A 22,205-nucleotide genomic window follows, 5' to 3' on the forward strand; every position below is an offset into this window, starting at 1 on the left:
AGGCCACGAACGCGGTGCAGGCCACGAACGCGGTGCAGGCCACGAACGCGGTGCAGGCCACGAACGCGGTGCAGGCCACGAACGCGGTGCAGGCCCGCCCGGCTGGGGAGCCGGGCGGGCCTGCGCCGTTGATTGGGGCGGGAGCCGCCCTACCTTGCGAGTGCCTTACACCCGCGACCCTCGCTTCAGGCCGGCGACGATGCCGACACCGACGACGGCCAGTACGACCTGCATGACCAGTTCGATCCAGTCGATGCCATCCGTCGTGGCAACGCCCATGGCCTGGGCGATCGCGGTACCGATGAGGGCCGCGACGATGCCGACGACGATCGTCAGGACCCAACCGATCGGCTGCCGCCCGGGCAGGAGCAGGCGACCCACCGCGCCGATGATCGCGCCGATGATGATAGCGCCGAGAATGGATGCGATTGTCATATCGACCTCCCGTTGAGGGTGACCCTTTCATCCTCGAACTGTGGGCTACCCCATGGGACGGGAATATGCATCCCACGAAAGAAAAAAAAGGGGGCGGCGGCTCGACTCCGCGCCTGGTTCGTGCCGCCGCCCACGTGATAGTGAGACGCGCCGGGTCTCAATCAGGTTGGCATGTCCGATTGGAACGGGACATTCACGCCGGCACAATCAGGGCGGTCGCGATGGCCGCGATGCCTTCGCCCCTGCCGGTGAGCCCGAGACCGTCGGTCGTGGTGGCGCTGACGCTCACCGGAGCCCCCGCGGCGGCCCCCAGGGCCTTCTCCGCCTCCGCGCGGCGGGGTGCGACCTTCGGCCGGTTCCCGATGATCTGCACCGCCAGGTTGCCGATCTCGAAACCGGCCGCCCGCACCTGCCGTGCCGCCTCCTCCAGGAGCGTGACGCCCGCGGCGCCGGCCCAGCGGGGGTCGGCGGTCCCGAAGAGCGCGCCGACGTCTCCGAGCCCGGCCGCCGACAGCAGCGCGTCGCAGCACGCGTGGGCCGCCGCGTCACCGTCCGAGTGGCCGGCCAGCCCGGTCTCGCCCGGCCAGAACAGCCCGGCGAGATGAAGATCTCTTCCCGAAGCGAAAGGGTGGACGTCGACCCCGACGCCCACCCTTGGCAATGTCATGTTCAGGAGTTGAGCACCTCGTCGAGCAGGGCCTCGGCCTTGTCCTCGTTGGTCTTCTCGGCCAGCGCGAGCTCGCTGACGAGGATCTGGCGCGCCTTGGCGAGCATGCGCTTCTCACCGGCGGACAGGCCGCGCTCCTTGTCGCGCCGCCACAGGTCGCGCACGACTTCGGCCACCTTGTTGACGTCTCCCGACGCCAGCTTCTCAAGGTTGGCCTTGTAGCGGCGGGACCAGTTGGTGGGCTCCTCCGTGTGCGGCATGCGCAGCACGTCGAAGACCCGCTCGAGTCCTTCTTGGCCGACGACGTCGCGCACCCCGACGAGCTCGGCATTCTCTGCTGGTACCTGTACGGTCAGGTCGCCCTTGTCGACCTTGAGCACCAGGTAGGTCTTTTCCTCACCCTTGATGGTTCGGGTCGTGATGGCCTCGATCCGAGCAGCCCCATGGTGGGGGTAGACGACAGTGTCGCCGACCTGGAAAGTCATGTGACGAGTACCCCTTCCGCTGTACTCCAGAGTACCACGCGGTTCCCGCCTCCCGGAACAGTGAAAGAAACATAACTGCAGGTCAAAGCCTCGTTTTGGGGCTTGACAAGCCATCCACTCTGTGAATGGGCCTATGCGACACAAGGGGTGACCTGCGGTGCTACGGGTCACGGGCGGGAGCCGACGCCGGACCGGAGACCGGCGCGGATAAGGTGATTGCTGCCCATACACGTGCGTACCAAGGAGACCTCGTACCGTGACCAGCAGCAGCCGTCGCAGGGCGATCGCCGTTGCCGCGCTCCTCGCCGCCGCCATCCCTGCGCTGGCCGCGTGTGGCGCCGGTTTCGACGCCAACACCAATGTGCCGTACGCCCCCGGCGAGGCCGGGGTCCTCATCTCCGATGACGGTTCCGGCCAGGCCTACGGCATGAACGGCATCAAGATCCCGCAGGCGTTCATCCTCGGGCCGGACTCCGGCGAGCAGATCGCCGCCGGTGGATCGGCGCCGATCCACCTCACCGTCCTGAACGGCACGGGGGCCGCGGACCAGCTCGTCGGCATCGTGCCCGAGGAGCAGAAGGCCACCTCGGCGAAGGTGCCGAGCCCCATCACGCTGGAGCCCGGCGCACTCGCCAAGACCACCGGCGTCACGGTCGAGGGGCTGAAGACGCCGCTGCGCGGTGGCGAGACCATCCAGCTCACCCTGCAGTTCCAGAAGGCCGGCGACATCCCGGTCGTCGCGCCCGTCGTCACCCGCAGCCGGGAGTACGCCACGCTGTCCCCGGCCCCCCAGACGACGCCCACGCCGGCGGCCTCGGCCCCGGCCGGCGAGAGCCCGGCGCCGGCGGACGCCACGCTGCCCGAGGCCGGCCAGGCCGCGCCCTCCGGCTCCCCGAGCGCCCCTGCCGGGTGAGGGCCCAGAAGGCGCGCCTGAGAGGAAAACACGAGAGCCCCTGTCCGCGACCGGACAGGGGCTCATGCCGTACGGATCACTCCTCGGCCGGGTCGAACTTGTAGCCCAGTCCGCGTACGGTCAGGATGCAGCGGGGGTTGGACGGGTCGGCCTCGACCTTGGCGCGCAGCCGCTTGACGTGGACGTCGAGCGTCTTGGTGTCGCCCACGTAGTCGGCGCCCCAGACCCGGTCGATGAGCTGGCCGCGGGTGAGCACCCGGCCGGCGTTGCGCAGCAGCACCTCCAGCAGCTCGAACTCCTTGAGCGGAAGCTGCACCTGCCGGCCGCGCACGGCCACGATGTGCCGGTCGACGTCCATGCGGACCGGCCCGCCGGTCAGCACCGCCGACTCCATCTCCTCGACGTCGCCCTGACGGCGCAGCACCGCGCGGATGCGCGCCACCAGCTCGCGGGACGAGAACGGCTTGGTCACGTAGTCGTCGGCGCCCAGCTCCAGGCCGACGACCTTGTCGATCTCACTGTCCTTGGCCGTCAGCATGATGACGGGCACCTTGGAGCGCTGCCGGAGCGACCGGCAGACCTCGGTTCCGGGCAGGCCCGGCAGCATCAGGTCGAGCAGGACGAGATCGGCTCCGTTGCGGTCGAACGTCTCCAGGGCCTCGGGGCCGGTGGCCGCCACGGCGACCTCGAACCCCTCCTTCCTGAGCATGTACGACAGGGCGTCCGAGAACGACTCCTCGTCCTCGACGACGAGTACCCGAGTCATTTAGCGGCCTCCTGGGGGATGGTCGTGCTTGGTACGGGGACCGCCTGACCGCCGAACGCGGGAAGGCGAAGCGTGAAGGTGGATCCGGAGCCTTCCTTGCTCCACACGGTGACCTCGCCCCCGTGGGCGCCGGCCACGTGTTTGACTATCGCGAGCCCCAGCCCGGTGCCGCCGGTGGCCCGCGACCTCGCCGCGTCGACGCGGAAGAACCGCTCGAAGATGCGTTCCTGGGCGCTCTCGGGGATGCCGATGCCCTGGTCGCTCACGCTCACCTCGACGGCGTTCCCGGCCGGTCTGGCGCTGATGACGACCCGGGTGTGCTCGGGGCTGTAGGCGACGGCGTTGTCGATGAGGTTGCGCAGGGCGGTGACGAGAAGCTCCTCGTCGCCCCAGACCTTGAGCCCCTCGGTGCCGCCCGCCACCAGCGTGATGTCCTTCGCCGCCGCCTTGGTGTTGCACCGGTCGATGGCCTCGTGGACGGTCTCGTCCACCGGCACCTGCTCCGGCGCGGGGATGGGCTCGCCGCCCTGGATCCGCGACAGCGTGATGAGGTCCTGCACCAGGTAGGTCAGCCGGGCGGCCTCGTGCTGCATCCGGCCGGAGAACCTCTTGACGGCCTCGGGGTCGTCGGCGGCGTCCTCTATGGTCTCGGCGAGCAGGCTCAGCGCGCCGACCGGCGTCTTCAGCTCGTGGCTGACGTTGGCCACGAAGTCCCGGCGTACGGCCTCGACCCGCTGGCGCTCGGTCTGGTCCTCGGCGAGCACGAGCACCTGCCCGTGGGAGCCCAGCGGGGCCACCCGGACCGCGAACGACGTGGACTCCTGCCCGAACTTGCGCCCGGCGGTCTCGATCTCGCTCTCGCGGATCTCGCCGTCCCGGCGGACCTTCCGGGCCAGCGCGAGCAGTTCGGCGGCCATCAGCGACTCTCCGCGTACGAGGCCGAAGGCGCGCGCCGCCGAGCTCGCACGCAGCACCCGGTCCTCGCGGTCGAGCACGACCGCCGAGGAGGGCAGCACGGCCAGCACCGACGCCACGCCCGGAGGCAGGGTGTCGTCCACCGGGTCCGGCTCGGGTGGCTTGTACGTCTGCCGTCGGATCGCGAGCATGACGAAGGAGCCGAGGACGAATCCGCCCATCGCCGCCAGGCTCGCCAGCAACTCGTTCACATTCAGCAGCCTAGGCGGCATTTCGGGTTCCTCCACCTGTCCGACCAGGCACGACTCTTCTGTTTCCGGAAAAGTTCATCCGGCGGTCGAAATTCGTTCATCGGCGCGCGCGTAGCGTGGCGGCCATGCGCGACGCCTATCACGAAGAGCTGGCCGGTCTGACCGACCGCCTGGTGGAGATGACACGCCTGGTGCGGTCGGCCATGTCGAGGGGGACGACCGCCCTGCTCGACTCCGACCTGCAGCTGGCGGAGAGCGTCATCGCCCAGGACGCCGAGGTCGACCGGCTGCACATGGAGCTGGAAACCTCGATCTACGAACTGATGGCCACCCAGCAGCCGGTGGCGGTCGACCTGCGCACCGTCATCACGGCGCTGCGGATGGCCGCCGACCTGGAGCGGATGGGCGACCTGGCCGAGCACATCGCGAAGATCGCCCGGATGCGTCACCCGGAGTCGGCCATCCCGGCCGAGCTGCGCGACACGTTCGTCGAGATGGGCGCCATCGCCGAGAACCTGATCACCAAGACGGGCAGCTGCATCGTCTCCCGCGACCTCGAGCTCGCCAAGGAGCTGGAGGCGGACGACGACGCGATGGACCGGCGGCACCGCCGCCTGTTCCGCGTCCTGCTCTCCAAGGACTGGGAGCACGGCATCGAGGCCGCGATCGACATCACGCTGGCCGGCCGCTACTACGAGCGGTACGCGGACCACGCCGTACGCGTCGCCCGCGACGTGGTGTACCTCGTCACGGGCACCCGCGACACGGACGCCCTCACCGGCTGACGCGCCACAGCGTACGGGGGACGGCGTACAGAAGCCGCGAAAGCCCCGGTCCTCGGGGGGCCGGGGCTCTCGCATCCGTTCTGTCGCACCGGTCGCGTAGTCTGCGCTCCCGTGCCGAGACGATCATGGATCCTCTGGGCGGCGGCGGTGCTGACCGCGGCGGCTCCCACCCTTTACTTCTTGGTCGCGTCGATCCTGACCGGCGGTGGCGAGACCGTCGAAGGCTTCGTCACGGCGGTCTCGTCCGAGTGCCCGGGGTGGGCGATCTACGACCGGGTCTACTTCCCGGCGTATTCGGTCATCGGCTTTCCCCTCCTCGCGACCGACGGAGCCCCGCTGGTCGTCCTGGGCTTCGCAGGCTGGTGGCTCAGCGTCCGGAAAGGGCGGCTCCGGCTCGGCGGGATCATCGGCCGTAGCGTCGCCGTCGTCCTGCTCGTCCGCTACCTCCCCGAGTTCCTGCTCCCCACGCTGGACGCCGCCCTCGGCCCCGCGTGCCGGCAGCAGTGGGGGCCGCCCGGGCTGTTCGACTCACTGGTCGGGTGGGGGCTCTACGACTCCCTTCCGCCGCTGCTCATCCTGCTCGCCGTACGCGCTCCCCGGCGCGGGTTCGTGCGGCGCGGACCGGTCGCCCGTACGGCGGCGGCCGTCCTGACGGTGGCCGCGGTCGTCCTGCTGCCGACGGCGTCGGCCGCCGCCGGCAGGGTGAGCACCGCTCGGGAACTCGGCTGCGCCGGATACGGCGACGGCACCGTCACGGGGCTGACCACGGCGGAACGGCTCTTCCTCTGCGCGGTCCGCGGCCACGGCCTCCCGACCGACCCCTCGTACGGCTCCGGTGTCGAGGAGTGGGACGAGGTCACGGACGAGGTCGTCCTGGCCCAGGGGCGGCACCTGTGTGCGCTGGCGACCCGGCACGGAGGCGACATCGACGCGCGGGCCGTCCAGGAGGCACCGGAGGCGTCGCTGGCGGTCAAGCTCGCGAGCCTGTGCCCGGCCGTGGCCGGCGCGCGGCAGGCGGAGGAAGATCGGCAACAGGCGGAGTCGGACGCGTACGTCGCCGGGAAGGAGAAGGTGTGCGCGGCGCTGCCGCGGCACCGGCCCGAGATCAGGCCCGTACGGCAGCGCCGGGCCACGATGTGGACCGAGTTCTGGACCATCGACGGCTGGGAGGACGGCTACGAGGGCAGTGCCCCGGACCTGGTGCGGAACCTGGTGGGAAGCGACCGGGGCGCACTCGCGATCTGGGCCGCCGACGAGGTCGGGCACGCCTGCGTGACCGTCGAGTCCTACACCCGGCGGCCGCCCGTGGAGACCAGAGGCTGGGAGGAGGTGGTCGAGGTGGCGTACGAGAGCCCGACCGGCTCCCTGGAGCTCGTCGACGGCTATGGACAGAGATTGACGGGGCTCACCACGCGCGGGCCGGGCTCCTACCGGGTCAGGGTCCACCTGCGCGGCCGCGAGCTCGTCACCCAGGTGCCCGATCCCCCGGACGGCGCCGTACGGATCCTGGTCGAGGTCTTCCCCGGCAGGGCGAAGAAGACCGTCGTCTACAAGTAGGCCGCGCCGCTGCGTTGCTTTGCCGCGCCTTCGGCACGGCGGGCTCGGGGCGCGCACGTCCGCTGTCGTGCACACGGACACGGCCGCGCCCCTCGGGGAGGGGCGCGGCCGTGGTGACGGATGTGGGGGTTACTTCTTGCCCTGGTTGGCGACGGCCTCGATGGCGGCCGCGGCGGCGGCGGGGTCGAGGTACTCGCCCTTGCCGACCGGGCGGAAGTCGGCGTCGAGCTCGTAGCGCAGCGGGATGCCGGTGGGGATGTTCAGGCCCGCGATCTCGGCGTCGCTGATGCCCTCCAGGTGCTTGACCAGCGCGCGCAGGGAGTTGCCGTGCGCCACCACCAGCACGTCGCGGCCGGCCGCCAGGTCGGGGACGATCTCGTCGTACCAGTACGGCAGCATCCGGCCGACGACGTCCTTGAGGCACTCGGTGCGCGGCACCAGCTCCGACGGCAGCAGCGAGTAGCGGCCATCGCCGAGCTGGGAGTACTCGTCGTCGTCGGCGATCGGCGGCGGCGGCACGTCGTACGACCGGCGCCACAGCATGAACTGCTCGTCGCCGAACTCGGCGCGGGTCTGCGCCTTGTCCTTGCCCTGGAGCGCGCCGTAGTGGCGCTCGTTGAGCCGCCAGGAACGCTTCACCGGGAGCCACAGCAGGTCGGCCGCCTCAAGGGCGATGTTCGCGGTCCTGATGGCCCGGGTGAGCACCGAGGTGTGCACCACGTCGGGCCGGATGCCGGCCTCGAGGAGCAGCTGCCCGCCGCGCCGCGCCTCCTCCTCGCCGGTCGGTGAGAGGGTGACGTCCACCCAACCGGTGAACAGGCCCTTGACGTTCCATTCGCTCTCACCGTGCCGCAGCAGCACCAAAGTAGCCATGCGGCCAATCCTATCGGCGTACGGTTGACGGCCCGTTGGTCAGGAGTCGACGACCCGGGCGAAGGCCTGGAGGTTCGCCAGCGACTCGCCGCGCTTGACCCGCCACTCCCACTCGCGCCTGATGGACGACGCGAAGCCCAGCTCGAGAGCGCGGTCGAACGACTCGTCCGAGTAGGTGAGCACGCAGCCGAGGATGCGGTCGATCTCCTCGCCGGTCACCGCGCCGAGCGGCAGCCGGCCGACCAGGTGCACGTCGCCCACGGCGTCGACGGCGAAGTGGACGCCGTACATCGAGCCGTTCTTGTGCAGCAGCCAGCGGTAGAACTCGGCGTGGTTCTCGTCCGGCTGCCGGCAGAAGAACGCCTCGACGGTCAGCGCCTGGTCGCCGACGACGAGCCAGGTCATGGTGGCGAGCTTGTGCCGGCCCGGCAGCTTGACCAGGAACGCACCCGGTTTGGGCTGTTCGTAGGACAGCTCGGCGGACTCCAGCGCCGACTCGATCACGGCTTCGAGCTCGGTTCTCATCCCGCCAGCCTACGAGCTGACCGCGATGGGGGTCCGGTGGAGCTGGGCCTTGGCGCCGGCGTAGACCTCGGCGAGGCGGGCGGCGGTCGCCGACCAGCCGAAGGCGGTCGCGTGCTCCACGGCGTTGGCGGCGAGCGCGGCGAGCCGGTCGGGACGCCCGGTCAGCAGGCCCAGCTCCCGCGCCCAGTCGTGCGGGTCGTGCCCGTCGACCAGTACGCCGGACACGCCGTCCCGGACGGCGGTGCGCAGCCCGCCGACCGCCGCCGCGACGACGGGGGTGCCGCACGCCTGCGACTCCAGCGCCACCAGCCCGAACGACTCGTTGTGCGAGGGCACGACGGTCACGTCGGCGGCCCGGTACCAGTCGGCGAGCTCCTGCTGCGGGGCGGGCGGCGCGAGCCGTACGACGTCGGCGATGCCGAGCTCGGCGGCGAGGTCGCTGAGCAGCGCGGGACGGGCGAGGCCGTTGCCGCTGGGCCCGCCGACGCAGGCGACGACGAGCCGCGACCGCAGCGAGGGGTCCTCGACGAGCATCCGGGCGGCGGCCCTGAGCAGCACGTCGGGGGCCTTGAGCGGCTGGATGCGGCCCACGAACAGCAGCACGTGCGCGTCCCGCGGCAGGCCGAGGCGGCGCCGGGCGGCGCCCTTCGACGCGGGCTGGAAGACGGCGAGGTTCACGCCGGGGTTGACCACGGCCACGCGCTCACGCGGCGCCTTGTAGAGGTCGATCAGCTCCTCCGCCTCGGCGGCGGTGTTGGCGACCAGGCGGTCGGCGACCTCCACGACCTGTTCCTCGCCCAGCACCCGCATCGCCGGCTCCGGCTTGTCGCCCTCCGCGAGCAGGGCGTTCTTGACCTTGGCCATCGTGTGCATGGTGTGCACGAGCGGCACGCCCCAGCGTTCCTTGGCCAGCCAGCCCACCTGGCCGGACAGCCAGTAGTGGGAGTGGATCACGTCGTAGCGGCCGGGGTCGTACATCGCCTCGGTGCGCAGGACGCCGGACAGGAAGCCGCACAGCTGGCCGGGCAGGTCGGCGCGGCCGAGCTCCTCGTACGGCCCCGCCGTGACGTGACGGACCAGCACGCCGGGGCTCAGCTCGGCCTCCGGGGGCAGATCGCGTGCGGTGCGCCGCGTGAAGATCTCGACCTCGATGCCGAGCGCGGCGAGCCGCTTGGCGACCTCGACGATGTAGACGTTCATGCCGCCCGCGTCGCCCGTGCCCGGCTGGTCAAGCGGGGACGTGTGCACGCTTATGGTCGCGACGCGGTTGACCCGACGCCGAAAGACCGACACCCGAACCACCTCCGAAAGGCTTACAACCACCAAAATCATCACCGGATTCCCCGACAGGTGTGAGCATCGGGGGCCCTGAGAGGATGGCGGCTGCCTCAGGGGGACTCCCGGGGGCGCCTGAGGAGCGGCGTAGAGGGAGGATGGCGGTGACGATGACCGATCCGACGGTCAGGACCGCGCTGGTGACCGGTGCGAGCAGCGGCATCGGCGAGGCGACGGCCCGGCGGCTCGCCGCGGAGGGATACCGGGTGGTGGCCGCGGCGCGGCGGCGGGACCGGCTCGACGCGCTGGCGGCCGAGGTGCCGGGCGTCCGCGCGGTGACGCTCGACGTGACCGACCAGGCGTCGGTGGACGCGCTGGCCGCCTCGCTCGACCGCTGCGACGTCCTGGTGAACAACGCGGGTGGCGCGTTCGGGCTGGAGCCGGTGGCCGAGGCGCGGGTGGACGACTGGCAGCGGATGTACGACGTGAACGTGCTCGGCGCCCTGCGGGTGACCAGGGCGCTGCTGCCGAAGCTCGTCGCGTCGGGTGACGGCGTGCTGGTGATGCTCACCTCGACGGCGGCCTTCGTGTCGTACGAGGGAGGCGGCGGCTACTGCGCGGCCAAGCACGCGCAGACCGCGATGACCGAGACCCTCCGCCTGGAGCTGTGCGGCGAGCCGGTGCGGGTGGTCGAGGTCGCCCCGGGCATGGTGAAGACCGACGAGTTCGCCCTGACCCGGTTCGGCGGCGACGCCGAGCGGGCGGCCAAGCTGTACGAGGGCGTCCCCGACCCCCTGACCGCGGACGACATCGCCGACGTGATCGCCTTCGCGGTGACCCGCCCGGCCCACGTGAACATCGACCGGCTGGTCGTGCGGCCCCGGGCCCAGGCCGCCCAGCACAAGGTGCACCGGGTCACGTCCGGGTCATGAGGCCGGCCCGGCCCGGGCGGCCCGGACGGCCCGTCGGGGCGGTCACCCGCGGCACCACCGGGCACAACCGGCTGCGCCGCTGCGACCGCTGGATCGCCGCCGTGTACGGCCCGCTGCTGCGCTCGGGCCGCGCGGGGACGGCGCCGCCGCTGGTGGTCGACCTCGGCTACGGCGCGTCCCACGTCACGACGACCGAGCTGTTCACCCGGCTGCGCCGGGTCTGCCCGGTGGTCGAGGTGGTGGGCGTGGAGATCGACCCCGAGCGGGTCGCGGCTGCCAAACCGTACGAGCGGGAGGGGCTGTCGTTCGTCAGGGGCGGTTTCGAGCTGCCGGTCCCCCGCCCGCCGCTGATCGTCCGCGCGTTCAACGTGCTGAGGCAGTACGGCGAGGACGAGGCGTGGGCGCACTGGGACCTGCTCCGCGCCGGCCTGCACCCCTCGGGAGTGGTCGTCGAGGGCACCTGCTCGGAGATCGGCCACCGCGCGACCTGGGTGGCGCTCGGCGCCGAGGGGCCGCGGACGCTGACCTTCGCGGCCCGCTTCACCGGCTTCGGGCGGCCGTCCGACCTGGCCGAACGGCTGCCCAAGACGTTGATCCACCGCAACGTCCCCGGGCAGCCGGTCCACGCGTTCCTGGCGGACTGGGACCGCGCCTGGGCGACCTGCGCCCCCTTCGGCGCGTACGGCGCCCGGCAGCGCTGGATCAAAGCGGCCGAGCTGGTGGCGCGGGACTGGCCGGTGGAGACCCTGCCGCCGACGGGAGGCCCGGGACGGTGGCGGCTCGGCGAGCTGACCCTTCCCTGGAGCGGCGTCTCCCCCGTCGGCTCCTCCGGCGGTTGGTAACGTCCGGGCCATGCGTTTCGTCCTCGACCCGGAGATGACCCCCGAGCTTTTCGAGCAGCTCCTGCACTGCTGGGCGGAGGTGACCAACGCGGACGGCGCCGTGGGCTTCGTGCCTCCCGTGACGCCCGACGTCATCAGGCCGACGGCGGAGAAGGCGTTCGCCCGCACCCGCTCCGGCGGCGGCCCGGCGGCCCCGGACCGCCTCCTCGCCGGGTTCGGCGACGACGGCGAGGTCGCCGCCTGGCTCATCCTGGCCGACAACGACTCGCGCCTGCGGGCGCACTGGCGGTGGGTGCTGCGGGTCATGGTCCACCCCAAGCACCAGGGCAGGGGGTACGGCCGGGCCCTGCTGCGCGCGGCCGACGACGCCGCGCGGTCCCTCGGCCTGGAGGCGCTGCAGCTCACCTGCCGCGGCGGCACCGGAGTGGACGCCTTCTACGCGAGCGCGGGTTACCAGGAGGTCGGCCGGGTGCCCCGCTCGATCCGGCTGGCCCCCGGCGACGAGCGGGACGAGATCTACATGATCAGGTGGCTGTGAATTCCGGCCCAACGCTCAGGGCGACTCCGCAAGAGCGGTCTCGAACGCGGCATAGGCTGCGTTACTGAACAGTACGAACCGCACCTCGCGGACGGTGGACGCGGCCTGCCGCGCGGTGGTCATCCGTACGGTGGTCAGCGCGATGCGGGCGGCGTCCTCCATCGGCCACCGGTAGACCCCCGTGGAGATGGCGGGGAAGGCCACGGTGGCGGCGCCCAGCCGGTCGGCGACGGCCAGCGACTCCCGATAGCAGGAGGCCAGCAGATGGGATCGGTCCTCACCCCGCGAGTACACGGGCCCGACCGTGTGGATCACCCATCGGGCGGGCAGCCGTCCGGCGGTGGTCTCGACGGCCTGCCCGGCGGGCAGTCCTCCCGCGTACCGGGAGGCGCGCAGCGCCCGGCACTCCTCCAGGATCGCGGGGCCGCCGCGCCGGTGGATGGCTCCATCCACGCCTCCGCCGCCCAGCAGGGACGAGTTGGCCGCGTTGACGACCGCGTCGACCCGCTGCTCGGTGATGTCTCCCTCGACCAGAACGATGTCCATGTGCGTCACCTCTCTACAGGACGTAGTACTACCCCAGGTAGCCTTGGAGGTGTGAAGGGACTGGGAGAGCTCGAACGCAGCATCATGGACATTCTCTGGGCGGAGAACGCGCCGCTCACCGCCCGCGAGGTCGGGCGTCTCATCGAGGACCGCGACCTCGCGCCGACGACCGTGATGACCGTGCTCGACCGGCTGTCCCGCAAGGGGTTCCTCACCCGCACCCGGGACGGGCGCGCCTGGCGCTACCAGCCCGCCGCGAGCCGCGACGCGTACGTCGCCGAGCTCATGCTCGAAGCCCTCGACATGACCGGCGACCGGGACGCGGCGCTGACCCGCTTCGCCCGGGCCGTCTCCGGGACCGAGGCCGAGATTCTCCGGAAAGCGCTCACGGAGCTGGGGGAAGAGTGATCGCGGCGGCGGTCCTAGCCGCGCTCGCGACGACCTGCGCGCTGGCCGCGTGGCGGCTGACCTTCGCGCGCTGGACCTGGCGTGCCCCGCGCACGGCGATCCTGCTGTGGCAGTCGCTCGGGGTGACCTGGGGCCTCGCCTCCACCGGCGCGCTGCTCGCCTTCGCCCTCGGCCCGTACGGCAAGGGGGTCGTGCACGGCCTGGCCGAGTTCCTGGCGGGCTTCCTGGCGAGCGTGGGCTCCAGCGTGCGCGACCCGTACGACGCGATCCGGCTGGCCGCGCTGGTCGCGGGCCTGTCCCTGCTCACGGTGCTGGTGGCCCTGCCGCTCGCGGCGGGGGCGCAGACGCTGCGGGCCCGTCGCAGGCACCGGCTGCTGCTCGCGCTGGTGGCCAGGGACGAACCGGCCGTGCCCGGCGTGCGGGTGGTCGACTTCCCCGGCGCCGCCGCCTACTGCCTGCCCGGGCTGAAGTCGCAGGTCGTCATCAGCGACGGCACCCTGCACCTGCTGTCGTCCGCCGAGTTGGAGGCCGTGCTCGCGCACGAGGCCGCGCACGTGCGCGAACGCCACGACCTGGTGCTGCTGCCGTTCGCCGCCCTGCGCCGCGCCCTGCCGTGGTCGAAGCTGGTCCGCGACGCGCAGGCGTCGGTCGAGCTGCTGATCGAGATGGCCGCCGACGACCGCGCCCGCCGGCGCTGCTGCCCGCGCAGGCTGGCCACGGCCCTGCTGCGGTTCGGCACCTCGGCCGCGCTGCCCACCCCGCAGGGCGCGCTCGGCGCGTCCGCGTCGTCGGGCGTGATGGCCAGGGTCGACCGGCTCGTGCGTCCCGAGGTGGCCCTTCCCCCCGCGCAGCGCTTCCTGATCCTGACGGGGTCGGTGGTGCTCGCGACCAGCGCGCCGCTGCTCTGGCTGCTCCCCGGCTGAGACCGCTTCCCGGCTCGACCGTTTCCTTGCGCACGCTTGGGTGTTAGCTGAAGTTAGCCATCGAGTTTGCAATTGCAAGCAGTGCGATGCAGACTGGGGACATGGAACTGCCCAAGGTCGGCTCGCTCGGTGAGTACATCCGCCAGCAGCGGCAGCAGGCGAAGATCTCACTCCGCCAGCTCGCCGCGCAGGCAGGCGTGTCGAACCCTTACCTGAGCCAGGTCGAACGGGGCTTGCGCAAGCCGAGCGCGGAGATACTGAACCAGATCGCCAAGGGTCTGCACATCTCCGCCCAGGCGCTGTACGTCCAGGCCGGCCTCATCGAGGACCGCGAGCCGCACAGCGACGTGCTGGCCGCGATCCGGGCCGACGTGGCGCTCACCTCGCGGCAACGCCAGGTGCTCATCGATATCTACGAGTCGTTCCGCAAGGAGAACCGGGCCGGCGCCGCGCAGCCGCCGCAATCGGCTGTGCATCTCGGGGACGACCCGGTTCCCTCGCGTGACGGCTTGACGCCGGATTCGCAGGAAGGATAACCCATGACCACCATCGTCACCCAGGCCAAGAAGCTCACCGAGAGCAAGCCGTTCTACGCCCTGACCGGGGCCGGCGACTTCGCCGTGGAGAAGGCCCGCGCCTACGCCTCCACGGTGCAGGACAGGGCCGAGACCGTCGCGCGTGAGCTGCCCGAGAAGGCCCGCGCCTACGCCTTCACCGTGCAGGACAGGGCCGAGACCGTCGCGCGTGAGCTGCCGGAGAGGGCCAAGGGCTACGCCGACGCCGCCGCCACCCAGATCAACCGGCTGTACGACGACCTCGCCACCCGTGGCCGCAAGGTCGTCAGCCGGGTGAGCGGCGAGGCCGCGCTGGAGCTCACCGAGGTCTCGGAGACCGCCGAGCCGGCGATCGCCGCCGAGGTCACCTCCGGGACCACGGCCGGGACCACCGCCGGGAAGCGGACCACGGCCGGCCGCACCCGCGCCACCACCGCGAAGCGTGGCTGATCTCCCGCCCGCGCGAGCGACACCGCGGCCCGTCTCCCCCTGCGGGAGGCGGGCCGCCGCCGTCCACGCCACCTGTCGGCGGCGCCCATTAGTCTTGGGGTCGTCGGCGACCTTGACCATGCGGAGAACCAATGTTCGGGCTGCACGGAATCCTCTCCATCATCTTCTGGCTGCTCTCCCTGGCGGCCTTCCTGCTGTGCGTCGTGGCGCTGGTCCACGCCGTGCGCATCCCGGCCCGGGCCTTCCCGGCGGCGGGCAAGCAGACCAAGCAGCTCTGGCTGGTCATCCTGGGCTTCGCGACGCTGTTCACCTTCGCCGCGGCGGTCCAGTACCTGGGCGCGCTGAGCATCTTCACGATCGCGGCGGTCATCGCGGCGGGCATCTACCTCGCCGACGTGAAGCCCGCGGTCAACGAGCAGAAGGGCGGCGGCAACCAGGGCCCGTACGGACCCTGGTGACGGGGGCGGCGCCCCAAAGCCGCCCCGAAGCCGGCTCAGAGCCAGTCGCGCGCCCGGAACACCCGGTAGAGCGCGGCGGAGACGACCACGATCAGCGCGCTGGACGTCCAGAAGCCCCAGTGATGCCCGAAGCCGGGGAACGGGATGTTCTGGCCGTAGAATCCGGTGATCAAGGTCGGCACCGCGATGATCGCGGCCCAGCTGGTCACCCGCTTCATGATCAGGTTCATCCTGTTGTCCTGCATGGTCAGCTGCGTCTCACGGATGTTGCCGATCAGGTCGCGCAGCGACTCGGTCCATTCACTCGCGCGCAGGACCTGGTCGTACACGTCCTGGAAGTACGGCGCCATCTCCCCGTCGCCGATCGTGCCGTTGCGGCGCAGGAGCGTGCTCACGGCCTCCCGCATGGGCATCACGACCCGGCGGAGCATGACCAGGCTCTTGCGCAGCTCGAACGTGCGCCGCTGCTCCCCGGGGCTGACCGGCCGCTCGCCGAAGACCGTGTCCTCCAGGTCCTCCACCTGTTCGTCCATCGCCTCGACGGCCTCGAAGTGGCTGTCCACCACGTAGTCGAGCAGGCCGTGCAGCAGGAACGCGACGCCGTGCCGGGCGAGGTCCGCCCCGTCGTCCCAGCGCCGCATCACCTCCTCGATCGAGAACTCGTCCGACTGCCGCACGGTGACCAGCGCGTTCGAGGTGATGAAGGCGGTGGCCGGGGTGACCCGCACCCGGCCGGACTCCGCGTCGAAGGCCGAAACGTAGACGCTCAGGAACATGTGGCCGTCGTAGACGTCCAGCTTGGGCCGCTGCCGGCGTTGCAGCGCGTCCTCCACCGCCAGGGCGTGCAGCCCGAGCTCCTCGCTGATCGCGTGGAGGTCCTCCTCCGTGGGGTCGCACATGTCGAACCACACCACGGCCGCGGGATCCTTGACGTGTTCGGAGACGTCGGCGACCGGAAAGCCCTCGGCCTCCAGGACGCCGTTCCGGTACAACCGGGTGTGTCCCATGGACGGTAACCCTACCGACCCCGCGAAACGTGTCGGAGGGGACCGATAAGGTTTCGGCTCATGCTGGATCTCGCGCGCCGGCTCGGACCGGCGGCACCGCTCGCCGCCCTCGCCGTCCTCGCCGTCTCCCCCGCGCACGCCTCCCCCGCACCCGCCCAGCCCGCGTACGCACAGCCCGCGCGTGCCGCGGCGACGGCGCCGGTCGAGAAGGACGAGGTGACCCTGGATCTCCGCCGGGACGGCGTGCTCCACGTGAAGGAGACGGTCGCCCCCGCCGGCGTGACGGTGCGGCGCACGCCGATCACCCGCACCCGTTTCGACGACGGCCACGACCGCGTCTACCGCCTCTCCAACGTCAAGGGCGGCTCGTACGACGGGGAGACCCTGACGTTCGGGGGCACGGTCGAGTACGACGTGACCGGCGCGGTCGCGCCCGTCGCCGACGGCGCGGGCGGCGGAGGTGAGGAGCTGCGCTGGTTCGCGGTGTCCGGCCCGGTGCGGGAGGCGGTGGTGACCGTGACCGGCCCGGGCAGGGTGCAGAACCTGTCCTGCTTCGCGGGCGAGCCCGGCGCGGCCACGGCCTGCACCGGCGCGTCGGTCGACGAGACCGGCGCGACCGCCACGTTCGAGCAGCAGGACCTCCGGCAGGGCCAGACGCTCACCGTCGTCGTCGGCTATCCGAAGGGCGCGACCGGCGCGGCCCCGATCCTGGAGCGCAGGTTCGAGCTTTCCAACGCGTTCGCGCTCAACGCGGTGACCGGCGGGTCGCTCGCGGCGCTGCTGGTCCTGCTGCTGGGCGGCGTGGCGCTGCTCTACTGGACGCGCGGGCGCGACGCCCGGGTGATCGGCGGTGAGGCCGCCGGAACCACAGGCGATTGGATGGGACAGGTCAGCGGGCACGGCGACGGGCGCTTCACCCCGCCGGACGGGGTGCGGCCCGGGCAGATCGGCACGCTGGTCGACGAGCAGGCCGATGTGGTCGACGTGACCGCGACCCTCGTCGACCTCGCCGTGCGCGGCTTCCTGCGGATCGACGAGCAGCCCCGGCAGACGTACGAGGCCCCGGACTGGTGCCTGGTCAAGCTGCCCGGCGCCCCGATCGGCGACCTGCTCCCCTACGAGCGCGCGCTCTGGGACGCGGTCTTCGACGGCCGCGACAGGGTGCTGCTGTCGCAGTTGCACGGGTCCTTCGCCGCGCGCCTCACGGCGGTGCGCGACGCGCTCTACCAGGACGTGGTGGACCAGGGCTGGTTCGCCCGGCGGCCCGACTCGGTGCGGTCACGCTGGACCACCCTCGGGGTGGCGGTGCTCGCGCTCGGGGTGGTCGCCACGGTCCTGCTCGCCTGGTTCACGTCGTACGGCCTGCTGGGACCGGCTCTGATCATCGCGGGCGCGGCCCTGGCCTTCGGCGGCCAGTACATGCCGGCCAAGACCGCCAAGGGCGCCGAGGCGCTGGCGCACACGCTCGGCTTCCGGGAGTACCTCGCCCACGCGAGCGTCGACGACGTGCCCCCGGACCGCCGGGTGGAGCTGTTCTCCCGCTACCTGCCGTACGCGGTGATCTTCGACAACGTGGACCGATGGGCGAGGATCGTCGGCGCGTTCACCGGCGACGGCCGGCAGGCCGACCACCTGTACTGGTATCAGGGACCGGCGGAGTGGGACCTGTCCAGGTTCGCCGACTCGATGCGGACGTTCACGCTGACCACCTCGGGCGCGATCTCGTCCTCCCGCCAGTTCCGCTCCCTCTGATCCCATTCCTGCTCAGCCGGTGCGGTGGCGCCGGTAGTGGCGGGCGACCCGGGCACGGTTGCCACATCGCGTCGCCGAGCACCAGCGCCGGCGTGGATGCGCGGGCAGGAACAGCATCACGCAGTCGTCGGCCGCGCATTCGCGCACGTTCGTGACCGCCGGGTCGGTCAGCAGGTCGGCGACGGCCTCGGCGAGCACCGCGGCCAGGCGGACACCCGGCGGCCCGTCCCTGCGCGGCGCCGCGATGACGGCGGCGCCGTCCCACGTCAGCGCCCGGATCGCGGGCGCTGCCCGCTGCGCCTGGTTGATGCCTCGTAGGGACGCCTCGGGAGGACGGCCGCTCCGGCGGACCTGCTCGATGGCGGCCCGCGCGTGATCCCGCACCTCGTGCACGGCGGTGAGATCGCGGCCGGTCAGTGGCGGCGCGACGCCGTCCGCGTCGAATACTCCGGCGAGCCGATCGGCCTCAAGAGCCAGCCAGGCCCGCAGTCCCTCGATCGTGGCGATCAGGTCGGCCGGGGCTCCCGACAGGCGCGGCCGGGTGTTGATCAGATCGAGAGCGAGCGGCTCTCCGGTCAGCGGGACGAAATCGGTCATGCGCCTAATGCTAAATCCCATGAAAAGGCATTAGGCTAACGATCACCCCACCTAATGCCTAAGCCAATGAAGGGAGCATTAGGAGATGGCGATGTTCGCCGTTCCGCGCACGCGTCACCGGCACGTCGACGTCGACGGCGTACGGGTCTTCTACCGGGAGTCGGTCCCGGACGAGGGCGGTGGCGACGTCCCCGTGATGCTGCTGCTGCACGGGTTCCCCTCGGCCTCACACCAGTTCCGCCGGCTGATCGACGTGCTCGGCGCCCGCTACCGGTTGATCGCGCCCGACTACCCCGGCTTCGGGCACACCGAGGCGCCCACCGGCTTCATCTACACCTTCGACAACCTCGCTCACGTGACGGAGGGCTTCGTCGAGCGGCTCGGGCTGACCCGGTTCGTCATGTACGTCTTCGACTTCGGCGCCCCGGTGGGCTTCCGGCTGGCGGCCCGGCACCCCGAACGGATCGCCGGCCTCGTCGTGCAGAACGGCAACGCGTACGAGGAGGGACTGTCGGCGGGCGCCCGCGCCTTCGTCGCGCTGCGCCCGGACGTCGAAGGCGACGAGGACAGAGTGCGCACGCTGCTGACGCAGGAGGCGACGCGCGCCCAGTACGAGGGCGGGACGGCCGACCCCACCCTGGTGGCGCCGGACGGCTGGACCCTCGACCAGCACTTCCTCGACCTGCCAGGACGCAAGGAGGCACAGGTCGCCCTGGCTTTCGACTACCACACCAATGTGGAGCGGTATCCGACCTGGCAGGCATGGCTGCGCCGGCACCGGCCGCCCGCGCTCATCGTGTGGGGCCGCGACGACCCGTTCTTCCCCGAGCCCGGAGCCCACGCCTACCTGCGCGACCTGCCCGACGCCGAACTGCACGTACTCGACACCGGTCACTTCGCGCTGGAGGACCGGCTTCCCGAAATCGCTCCCCTGATCGCCGCCTTCCTCGACCGCATCTGGAAGTGACGGCGGCCGGAAAGCGACAGCGGCCGGAAAGCGACGGCGGCGGAAAGCGACGGCGGCCGGTCAGACGGCGTGGACGCGGACCTCCCCGACCGGGACCCCGCCGCCGAACAGCGGCGTGGTCGCGAGCCCGGCGAGCTCGGGGGCGTCGATCCCGGCCGCGCGCAGGGCGGCGACGGTGACGGGCACGCGGGCCCGGCCGCCGCCGTCCACGATCTTCACCGCACCGGCCCGGCCCTCGGCGTCGGCGAAGGCGTCGAACGCCTCCGCGCCCGACTTCACCAGCAGCCCGGGGACGGCCCGCATCAGCACGGCCTCGGCCCGGGTTGTGCCGCTCGTCCACTCGGGGTGCGCGCGCATCGCGTCGGCGACGCGCCGCTCGGGGCTGCCGTCCGGGGCGAGCGTGAGGCGGCGGAAGGCGCGGGCCACCGCCGCCATCGAGACGAAGAACAGCGGCGCGCCGCAGCCGTCCACACCGGTCGCCGCGACCCGTTCACCGGTGAGCTCCTCCACCGTGGCGCGGATCGCGCGCTGCAACGGGTGCCCGGGATGCAGGTAGTCGTCCACCGGCCAGCCGTTGACCACGCAGGTGGCGAGCATCGCCGCGTGCTTGCCCGAGCAGTTCATGAAGACCCGGCGGGCCTCGCCGTACTGCCGCAGGACCTGGCGGCTCGCCTCCTCGTCCAGCGGCAGGTCCTCGGGGCAGCGCAGGAAGGACTCGTCCAGCCCCGCGCCCGCGAGGATCTTCCGGGTGCCGTCGACGTGGAAGGACTCCCCGCTGTGGCTGGCGGCGGCCAGCGCGAGCAGCTCCCCCTCCAGCGGCAGGCCGGCCCGGACCATCGCGAGCGCCTGCAGCGGCTTCATCGCGGAGCGCGGCGAGGCGAGGCTCGCCGTGTCCCCGCGCACGAGGGCCGGGGAACCGTCCGCCCCGATCACGTGCACGCGTGCGCGGTGCACCGACTCGACGAATCCCGAACGGACGACCTCTACCACTATCTCCGACATGGGGCGCAGTCTACGAAGCCCCCGGACATGGCAGAATCCGGGGGCATGCGTGCGGTCGTACAGCGGGTCAGTTCCGCGTCGGTTGTGGTGGAGGGCCGTGTCGTCGGAGCGATCGACGAACCCGGCCTGCTGGTGCTCGTGGGCGTCACCCACACCGACGGCCGGACCGAGGCGGCGCGGCTCGCCGCCAAACTCTGGGGGCTGCGGATCCTGCACGGCGAGAAGTCGTGTTCCGACGTCGGCGCCCCGCTGCTGGTCATCAGCCAGTTCACCCTGTACGGCGACGCCCGCAGGGGCCGCAGGCCCACCTGGCAGTCGGCCGCTCCCGGCCCGGTGGCCGAGCCGCTGGTGGAGGCGGTGGTGGCCGAACTGCGGACGCTCGGCGCGCGGGTCGAGACCGGCCTCTTCGGCGCCGACATGAAGGTGACCCTCACCAACGACGGCCCGATCACCCTCGTCCTCGACGTCTGAGCCCCGCGCAAGCCCCCACGAGAGCCTCCACGTGGGCCTCCGGGGCACAGGTTCCGGACGAGGCCTGATCCGCACCGGCCGGGGGATCTGCCCGGCCGGTCGACGCGGATGACCAGCAGGGCTGATCGGCGGGGGAACCGTCAGCGGACGCGGCGGCGCAGGGCGGGGTCGATGTGCACGTTGCGGCCCGCGTCCGGCGGCACGACGACCTCCTGGCTCGCCGCCACCCCACCGGCCAGCAGGTCGATGTCCACCGGCACCGTCCGCTTGACGACCGCGAGGGCGATCGGGCCCAGCTCGTAGTGGCGGGCCGAGGAGCCCACGAACCCGAGCTGGCCGGGCTCGGCGGCGCCCTCCACGGCCGCCTCCGGCTCCGCCTCGACCGGGGTGCTCACGCCGAGCGTCACCGGGGCGCCATGGGGCGGCAGGTCGTCGACGCTGCCGTCGAGGTGCAGGAAGACCAGGCGGCGGGGCGGGTGGCCGAGGTTGTGCACCCGGGCGACCGTCTCCTGCCCCCGGTAACAGCCCTTGTTCAGGTGGACCGCCACGCCGATCCAGCCGACCTCGTGGGGGATCGTCTTGTGGTCGGTCTCGAACCCGAGCCTGGGCACGTGGGCCGCGATGCGCAGCGCCTCGTAGGCCCACAGCCCGGCGGGGCGCAGGCCCAGCTCCTCCGGGAGACCGGCCAGCCGGTCGCGCGGCACGAGCAGATCGCCGCCCATCACGACGGTCCCCTCGGGAAGCGCGCGGCCCTCCTCCAGAGCCACGGGCTCACCCGCGGGGGCGGGCGGGGCGACGGAGACCACCGCGTAGTCCGAGGTGACCTCGGCGATCTCGACCCGCAGCATGAACCGCATCTTCTCCAGGAAGGCGACCAGCTCCGCCGCGGTGCCCGGCTCCACGTGCGCCCACACGGCCTCGCCGTCGTCCACCAGGGTCAGGTGGTGCTCGACGCGGCCCTGGCCGTCCAGCAGCAGCGCCTGGGCGGGCGTGCCCGGCCGGAGCGTGTCCAGCTTCTGGGAGCTGAGGTCGTTGAGCCAGCCGAGCCGGTCGGGCCCGGCGACGCGCACGACCTCGCGGTCGCTCCGGTCGACCAGCGCCTGCCCCGCCGCGAGCGCGCGCTGCTCGGCGTAGGGGTCGCCGTAGTGGGCCGCCACCGTCTCGTCCGGCGCCTGCGCGGCCACCGCGCCGGATGTGTCAAGCAAAGGGCTCCGCATGCCCCAAGGCTATTCGGTCCCCCGCTCCCGTCGCGGCCCCGGCTCGCCCCCTGTGGACAACGGAGCTGTGGACAACGGAGCTGCGGACAACCGG

Annotated in this window: 27 protein-coding genes; 14 read left to right on the forward strand and 13 right to left on the reverse strand. The window is 72.0% G+C overall.

What is annotated here, in order from left to right; translation table 11 throughout:
- Positions 1-165: 165 nt before the first annotated feature.
- From Mam01_RS05425 to Mam01_RS05435, 3 genes are all read right to left on the reverse strand, one after another.
- Positions 166-435 (reverse strand): GlsB/YeaQ/YmgE family stress response membrane protein, encoded by a 270-nt coding sequence (locus Mam01_RS05425; RefSeq protein ID WP_204284341.1) that lies wholly within the window; start codon positions 433-435, stop codon positions 166-168.
- Between the two features lie 193 nt (positions 436-628).
- Positions 629-1,102, reverse strand: a complete 474-nt coding sequence (gene ispF / locus Mam01_RS05430) for a 2-C-methyl-D-erythritol 2,4-cyclodiphosphate synthase (protein WP_204284342.1) — start codon at positions 1,100-1,102, stop codon at positions 629-631.
- Positions 1,103-1,104: 2 nt separating this feature from the next.
- Positions 1,105-1,587: a CarD family transcriptional regulator gene (locus tag Mam01_RS05435; protein ID WP_030510364.1), complete on the reverse strand. Its 483-nt coding sequence runs from the start codon at positions 1,585-1,587 to the stop codon at positions 1,105-1,107.
- Between the two features lie 256 nt (positions 1,588-1,843).
- Here Mam01_RS05435 and Mam01_RS05440 point away from each other — a divergent pair, with 256 nt between their 5' ends.
- Positions 1,844-2,500 carry a copper chaperone PCu(A)C domain-containing protein gene (locus Mam01_RS05440; protein ID WP_204284343.1) on the forward strand — a complete coding sequence of 219 codons (657 nt, stop codon included), beginning with the start codon at positions 1,844-1,846 and terminating at the stop codon, positions 2,498-2,500.
- 76 nt (positions 2,501-2,576) lie between these two features.
- On the opposite strand, the gene Mam01_RS05445 is transcribed toward Mam01_RS05440, so the two are convergent.
- Both Mam01_RS05445 and Mam01_RS05450 read right to left on the reverse strand, forming a co-directional pair.
- Positions 2,577-3,266, reverse strand: a complete 690-nt coding sequence (locus Mam01_RS05445) for a response regulator (RefSeq protein WP_111697679.1) — start codon at positions 3,264-3,266, stop codon at positions 2,577-2,579.
- Positions 3,263-4,453: a sensor histidine kinase gene (locus tag Mam01_RS05450; RefSeq protein WP_150930989.1), complete on the reverse strand. Its 1,191-nt coding sequence runs from the start codon at positions 4,451-4,453 to the stop codon at positions 3,263-3,265. The genes Mam01_RS05445 and Mam01_RS05450 overlap by 4 nt, the downstream gene beginning before the upstream one ends.
- A gap of 104 nt (positions 4,454-4,557) precedes the next feature.
- Here Mam01_RS05450 and phoU point away from each other — a divergent pair, with 104 nt between their 5' ends.
- Together phoU and Mam01_RS05460 are read left to right on the forward strand one after the other, a co-directional pair.
- Positions 4,558-5,217, forward strand: a complete 660-nt coding sequence (gene phoU / locus Mam01_RS05455; RefSeq protein WP_204284344.1) for a phosphate signaling complex protein PhoU — start codon at positions 4,558-4,560, stop codon at positions 5,215-5,217.
- A gap of 111 nt (positions 5,218-5,328) precedes the next feature.
- The gene (locus Mam01_RS05460; RefSeq protein WP_204284345.1) at positions 5,329-6,774 is read left to right on the forward strand and encodes a hypothetical protein; all 1,446 of its coding nucleotides are present in this window, start codon (positions 5,329-5,331) and stop codon (positions 6,772-6,774) included.
- A gap of 129 nt (positions 6,775-6,903) precedes the next feature.
- Here the strand turns inward: Mam01_RS05460 and Mam01_RS05465 are convergent, their stop codons facing one another.
- Genes Mam01_RS05465 through mshA form a run of 3 tightly spaced genes read right to left on the reverse strand, consistent with a single transcriptional unit; the run spans position 6,904 to position 9,465 of the window.
- The gene (locus Mam01_RS05465; protein ID WP_204284346.1) at positions 6,904-7,647 is read right to left on the reverse strand and encodes a phosphoglyceromutase; all 744 of its coding nucleotides are present in this window, start codon (positions 7,645-7,647) and stop codon (positions 6,904-6,906) included.
- A gap of 39 nt (positions 7,648-7,686) precedes the next feature.
- Positions 7,687-8,172: a type III secretion system chaperone family protein gene (locus tag Mam01_RS05470; RefSeq protein WP_204284347.1), complete on the reverse strand. Its 486-nt coding sequence runs from the start codon at positions 8,170-8,172 to the stop codon at positions 7,687-7,689.
- Positions 8,173-8,181: 9 nt separating this feature from the next.
- Positions 8,182-9,465: a D-inositol-3-phosphate glycosyltransferase gene (mshA, locus tag Mam01_RS05475; protein WP_239101052.1), complete on the reverse strand. Its 1,284-nt coding sequence runs from the start codon at positions 9,463-9,465 to the stop codon at positions 8,182-8,184.
- A 152-nt stretch (positions 9,466-9,617) separates the two neighbouring features.
- Between mshA and Mam01_RS05480 the strand changes: the two genes are divergently transcribed.
- Genes Mam01_RS05480 through Mam01_RS05490 form a run of 3 tightly spaced genes read left to right on the forward strand, consistent with a single transcriptional unit; the run spans position 9,618 to position 11,759 of the window.
- A complete protein-coding gene (locus tag Mam01_RS05480) occupies positions 9,618-10,379 on the forward strand; it encodes an SDR family NAD(P)-dependent oxidoreductase (protein ID WP_204284349.1) in 762 nt (253 codons plus the stop codon).
- Positions 10,376-11,221: a class I SAM-dependent methyltransferase gene (locus tag Mam01_RS05485; protein WP_204284350.1), complete on the forward strand. Its 846-nt coding sequence runs from the start codon at positions 10,376-10,378 to the stop codon at positions 11,219-11,221. The genes Mam01_RS05480 and Mam01_RS05485 overlap by 4 nt, the downstream gene beginning before the upstream one ends.
- Positions 11,222-11,231: 10 nt before the next feature.
- Positions 11,232-11,759, forward strand: a complete 528-nt coding sequence (locus Mam01_RS05490) for a GNAT family N-acetyltransferase (RefSeq protein ID WP_204284351.1) — start codon at positions 11,232-11,234, stop codon at positions 11,757-11,759.
- Between the two features lie 15 nt (positions 11,760-11,774).
- Here the strand turns inward: Mam01_RS05490 and Mam01_RS05495 are convergent, their stop codons facing one another.
- Positions 11,775-12,305, reverse strand: a complete 531-nt coding sequence (locus Mam01_RS05495; RefSeq protein WP_150931002.1) for an O-acetyl-ADP-ribose deacetylase — start codon at positions 12,303-12,305, stop codon at positions 11,775-11,777.
- Between the two features lie 51 nt (positions 12,306-12,356).
- On the opposite strand from Mam01_RS05495, the gene Mam01_RS05500 reads away from it, so the two are divergent.
- The 5 genes from Mam01_RS05500 to Mam01_RS05520 all read left to right on the forward strand — a co-directional run bounded on the left by Mam01_RS05500 (position 12,357) and on the right by Mam01_RS05520 (position 15,098).
- On the forward strand, positions 12,357-12,713 hold the full coding sequence (locus tag Mam01_RS05500; RefSeq protein WP_150931004.1) for a BlaI/MecI/CopY family transcriptional regulator: 357 nt from the start codon (positions 12,357-12,359) through the stop codon (positions 12,711-12,713).
- Positions 12,710-13,636: a M56 family metallopeptidase gene (locus Mam01_RS05505; RefSeq protein WP_150931006.1), complete on the forward strand. Its 927-nt coding sequence runs from the start codon at positions 12,710-12,712 to the stop codon at positions 13,634-13,636. Before Mam01_RS05500 ends, Mam01_RS05505 begins: the two co-directional genes overlap by 4 nt.
- Before the next feature lie 101 nt (positions 13,637-13,737).
- Positions 13,738-14,172, forward strand: coding sequence for a helix-turn-helix domain-containing protein (locus Mam01_RS05510; RefSeq protein ID WP_204284352.1), 435 nt, complete (start codon positions 13,738-13,740; stop codon positions 14,170-14,172).
- Positions 14,173-14,175: 3 nt separating this feature from the next.
- On the forward strand, positions 14,176-14,640 hold the full coding sequence (locus Mam01_RS05515) for a hypothetical protein (protein WP_204284353.1): 465 nt from the start codon (positions 14,176-14,178) through the stop codon (positions 14,638-14,640).
- 131 nt (positions 14,641-14,771) lie between these two features.
- Positions 14,772-15,098, forward strand: coding sequence for a DUF2516 family protein (locus Mam01_RS05520; protein ID WP_204284354.1), 327 nt, complete (start codon positions 14,772-14,774; stop codon positions 15,096-15,098).
- A gap of 35 nt (positions 15,099-15,133) precedes the next feature.
- Here the strand turns inward: Mam01_RS05520 and Mam01_RS05525 are convergent, their stop codons facing one another.
- Positions 15,134-16,105, reverse strand: coding sequence for a magnesium transporter CorA family protein (locus Mam01_RS05525; RefSeq protein ID WP_204284355.1), 972 nt, complete (start codon positions 16,103-16,105; stop codon positions 15,134-15,136).
- Positions 16,106-16,165: 60 nt separating this feature from the next.
- On the opposite strand from Mam01_RS05525, the gene Mam01_RS05530 reads away from it, so the two are divergent.
- Entirely contained in the window at positions 16,166-17,857 is a 1,692-nt protein-coding gene (locus tag Mam01_RS05530) for a DUF2207 domain-containing protein (RefSeq protein ID WP_204284356.1), read from the forward strand.
- A gap of 12 nt (positions 17,858-17,869) precedes the next feature.
- On the opposite strand, the gene Mam01_RS05535 is transcribed toward Mam01_RS05530, so the two are convergent.
- Entirely contained in the window at positions 17,870-18,454 is a 585-nt protein-coding gene (locus Mam01_RS05535) for a CGNR zinc finger domain-containing protein (RefSeq protein WP_204284357.1), read from the reverse strand.
- A gap of 91 nt (positions 18,455-18,545) precedes the next feature.
- Between Mam01_RS05535 and Mam01_RS05540 the strand changes: the two genes are divergently transcribed.
- The gene (locus tag Mam01_RS05540; protein WP_204284358.1) at positions 18,546-19,421 is read left to right on the forward strand and encodes an alpha/beta fold hydrolase; all 876 of its coding nucleotides are present in this window, start codon (positions 18,546-18,548) and stop codon (positions 19,419-19,421) included.
- A gap of 60 nt (positions 19,422-19,481) precedes the next feature.
- On the opposite strand, the gene Mam01_RS05545 is transcribed toward Mam01_RS05540, so the two are convergent.
- Positions 19,482-20,423 carry an asparaginase gene (locus Mam01_RS05545; protein ID WP_204284359.1) on the reverse strand — a complete coding sequence of 314 codons (942 nt, stop codon included), beginning with the start codon at positions 20,421-20,423 and terminating at the stop codon, positions 19,482-19,484.
- Positions 20,424-20,468: 45 nt separating this feature from the next.
- Between Mam01_RS05545 and dtd the strand changes: the two genes are divergently transcribed.
- Positions 20,469-20,894: a D-aminoacyl-tRNA deacylase gene (dtd, locus tag Mam01_RS05550; protein ID WP_150931022.1), complete on the forward strand. Its 426-nt coding sequence runs from the start codon at positions 20,469-20,471 to the stop codon at positions 20,892-20,894.
- 140 nt (positions 20,895-21,034) lie between these two features.
- Here dtd and ygfZ read toward each other — a convergent pair whose 3' ends face one another.
- Positions 21,035-22,111, reverse strand: a complete 1,077-nt coding sequence (ygfZ, locus tag Mam01_RS05555; protein ID WP_204284360.1) for a CAF17-like 4Fe-4S cluster assembly/insertion protein YgfZ — start codon at positions 22,109-22,111, stop codon at positions 21,035-21,037.
- Positions 22,112-22,205 lie beyond the last annotated feature (94 nt).

This window comes from Microbispora amethystogenes, from assembly GCF_016863015.1.
Lineage (GTDB): Bacteria > Actinomycetota > Actinomycetes > Streptosporangiales > Streptosporangiaceae > Microbispora > Microbispora amethystogenes.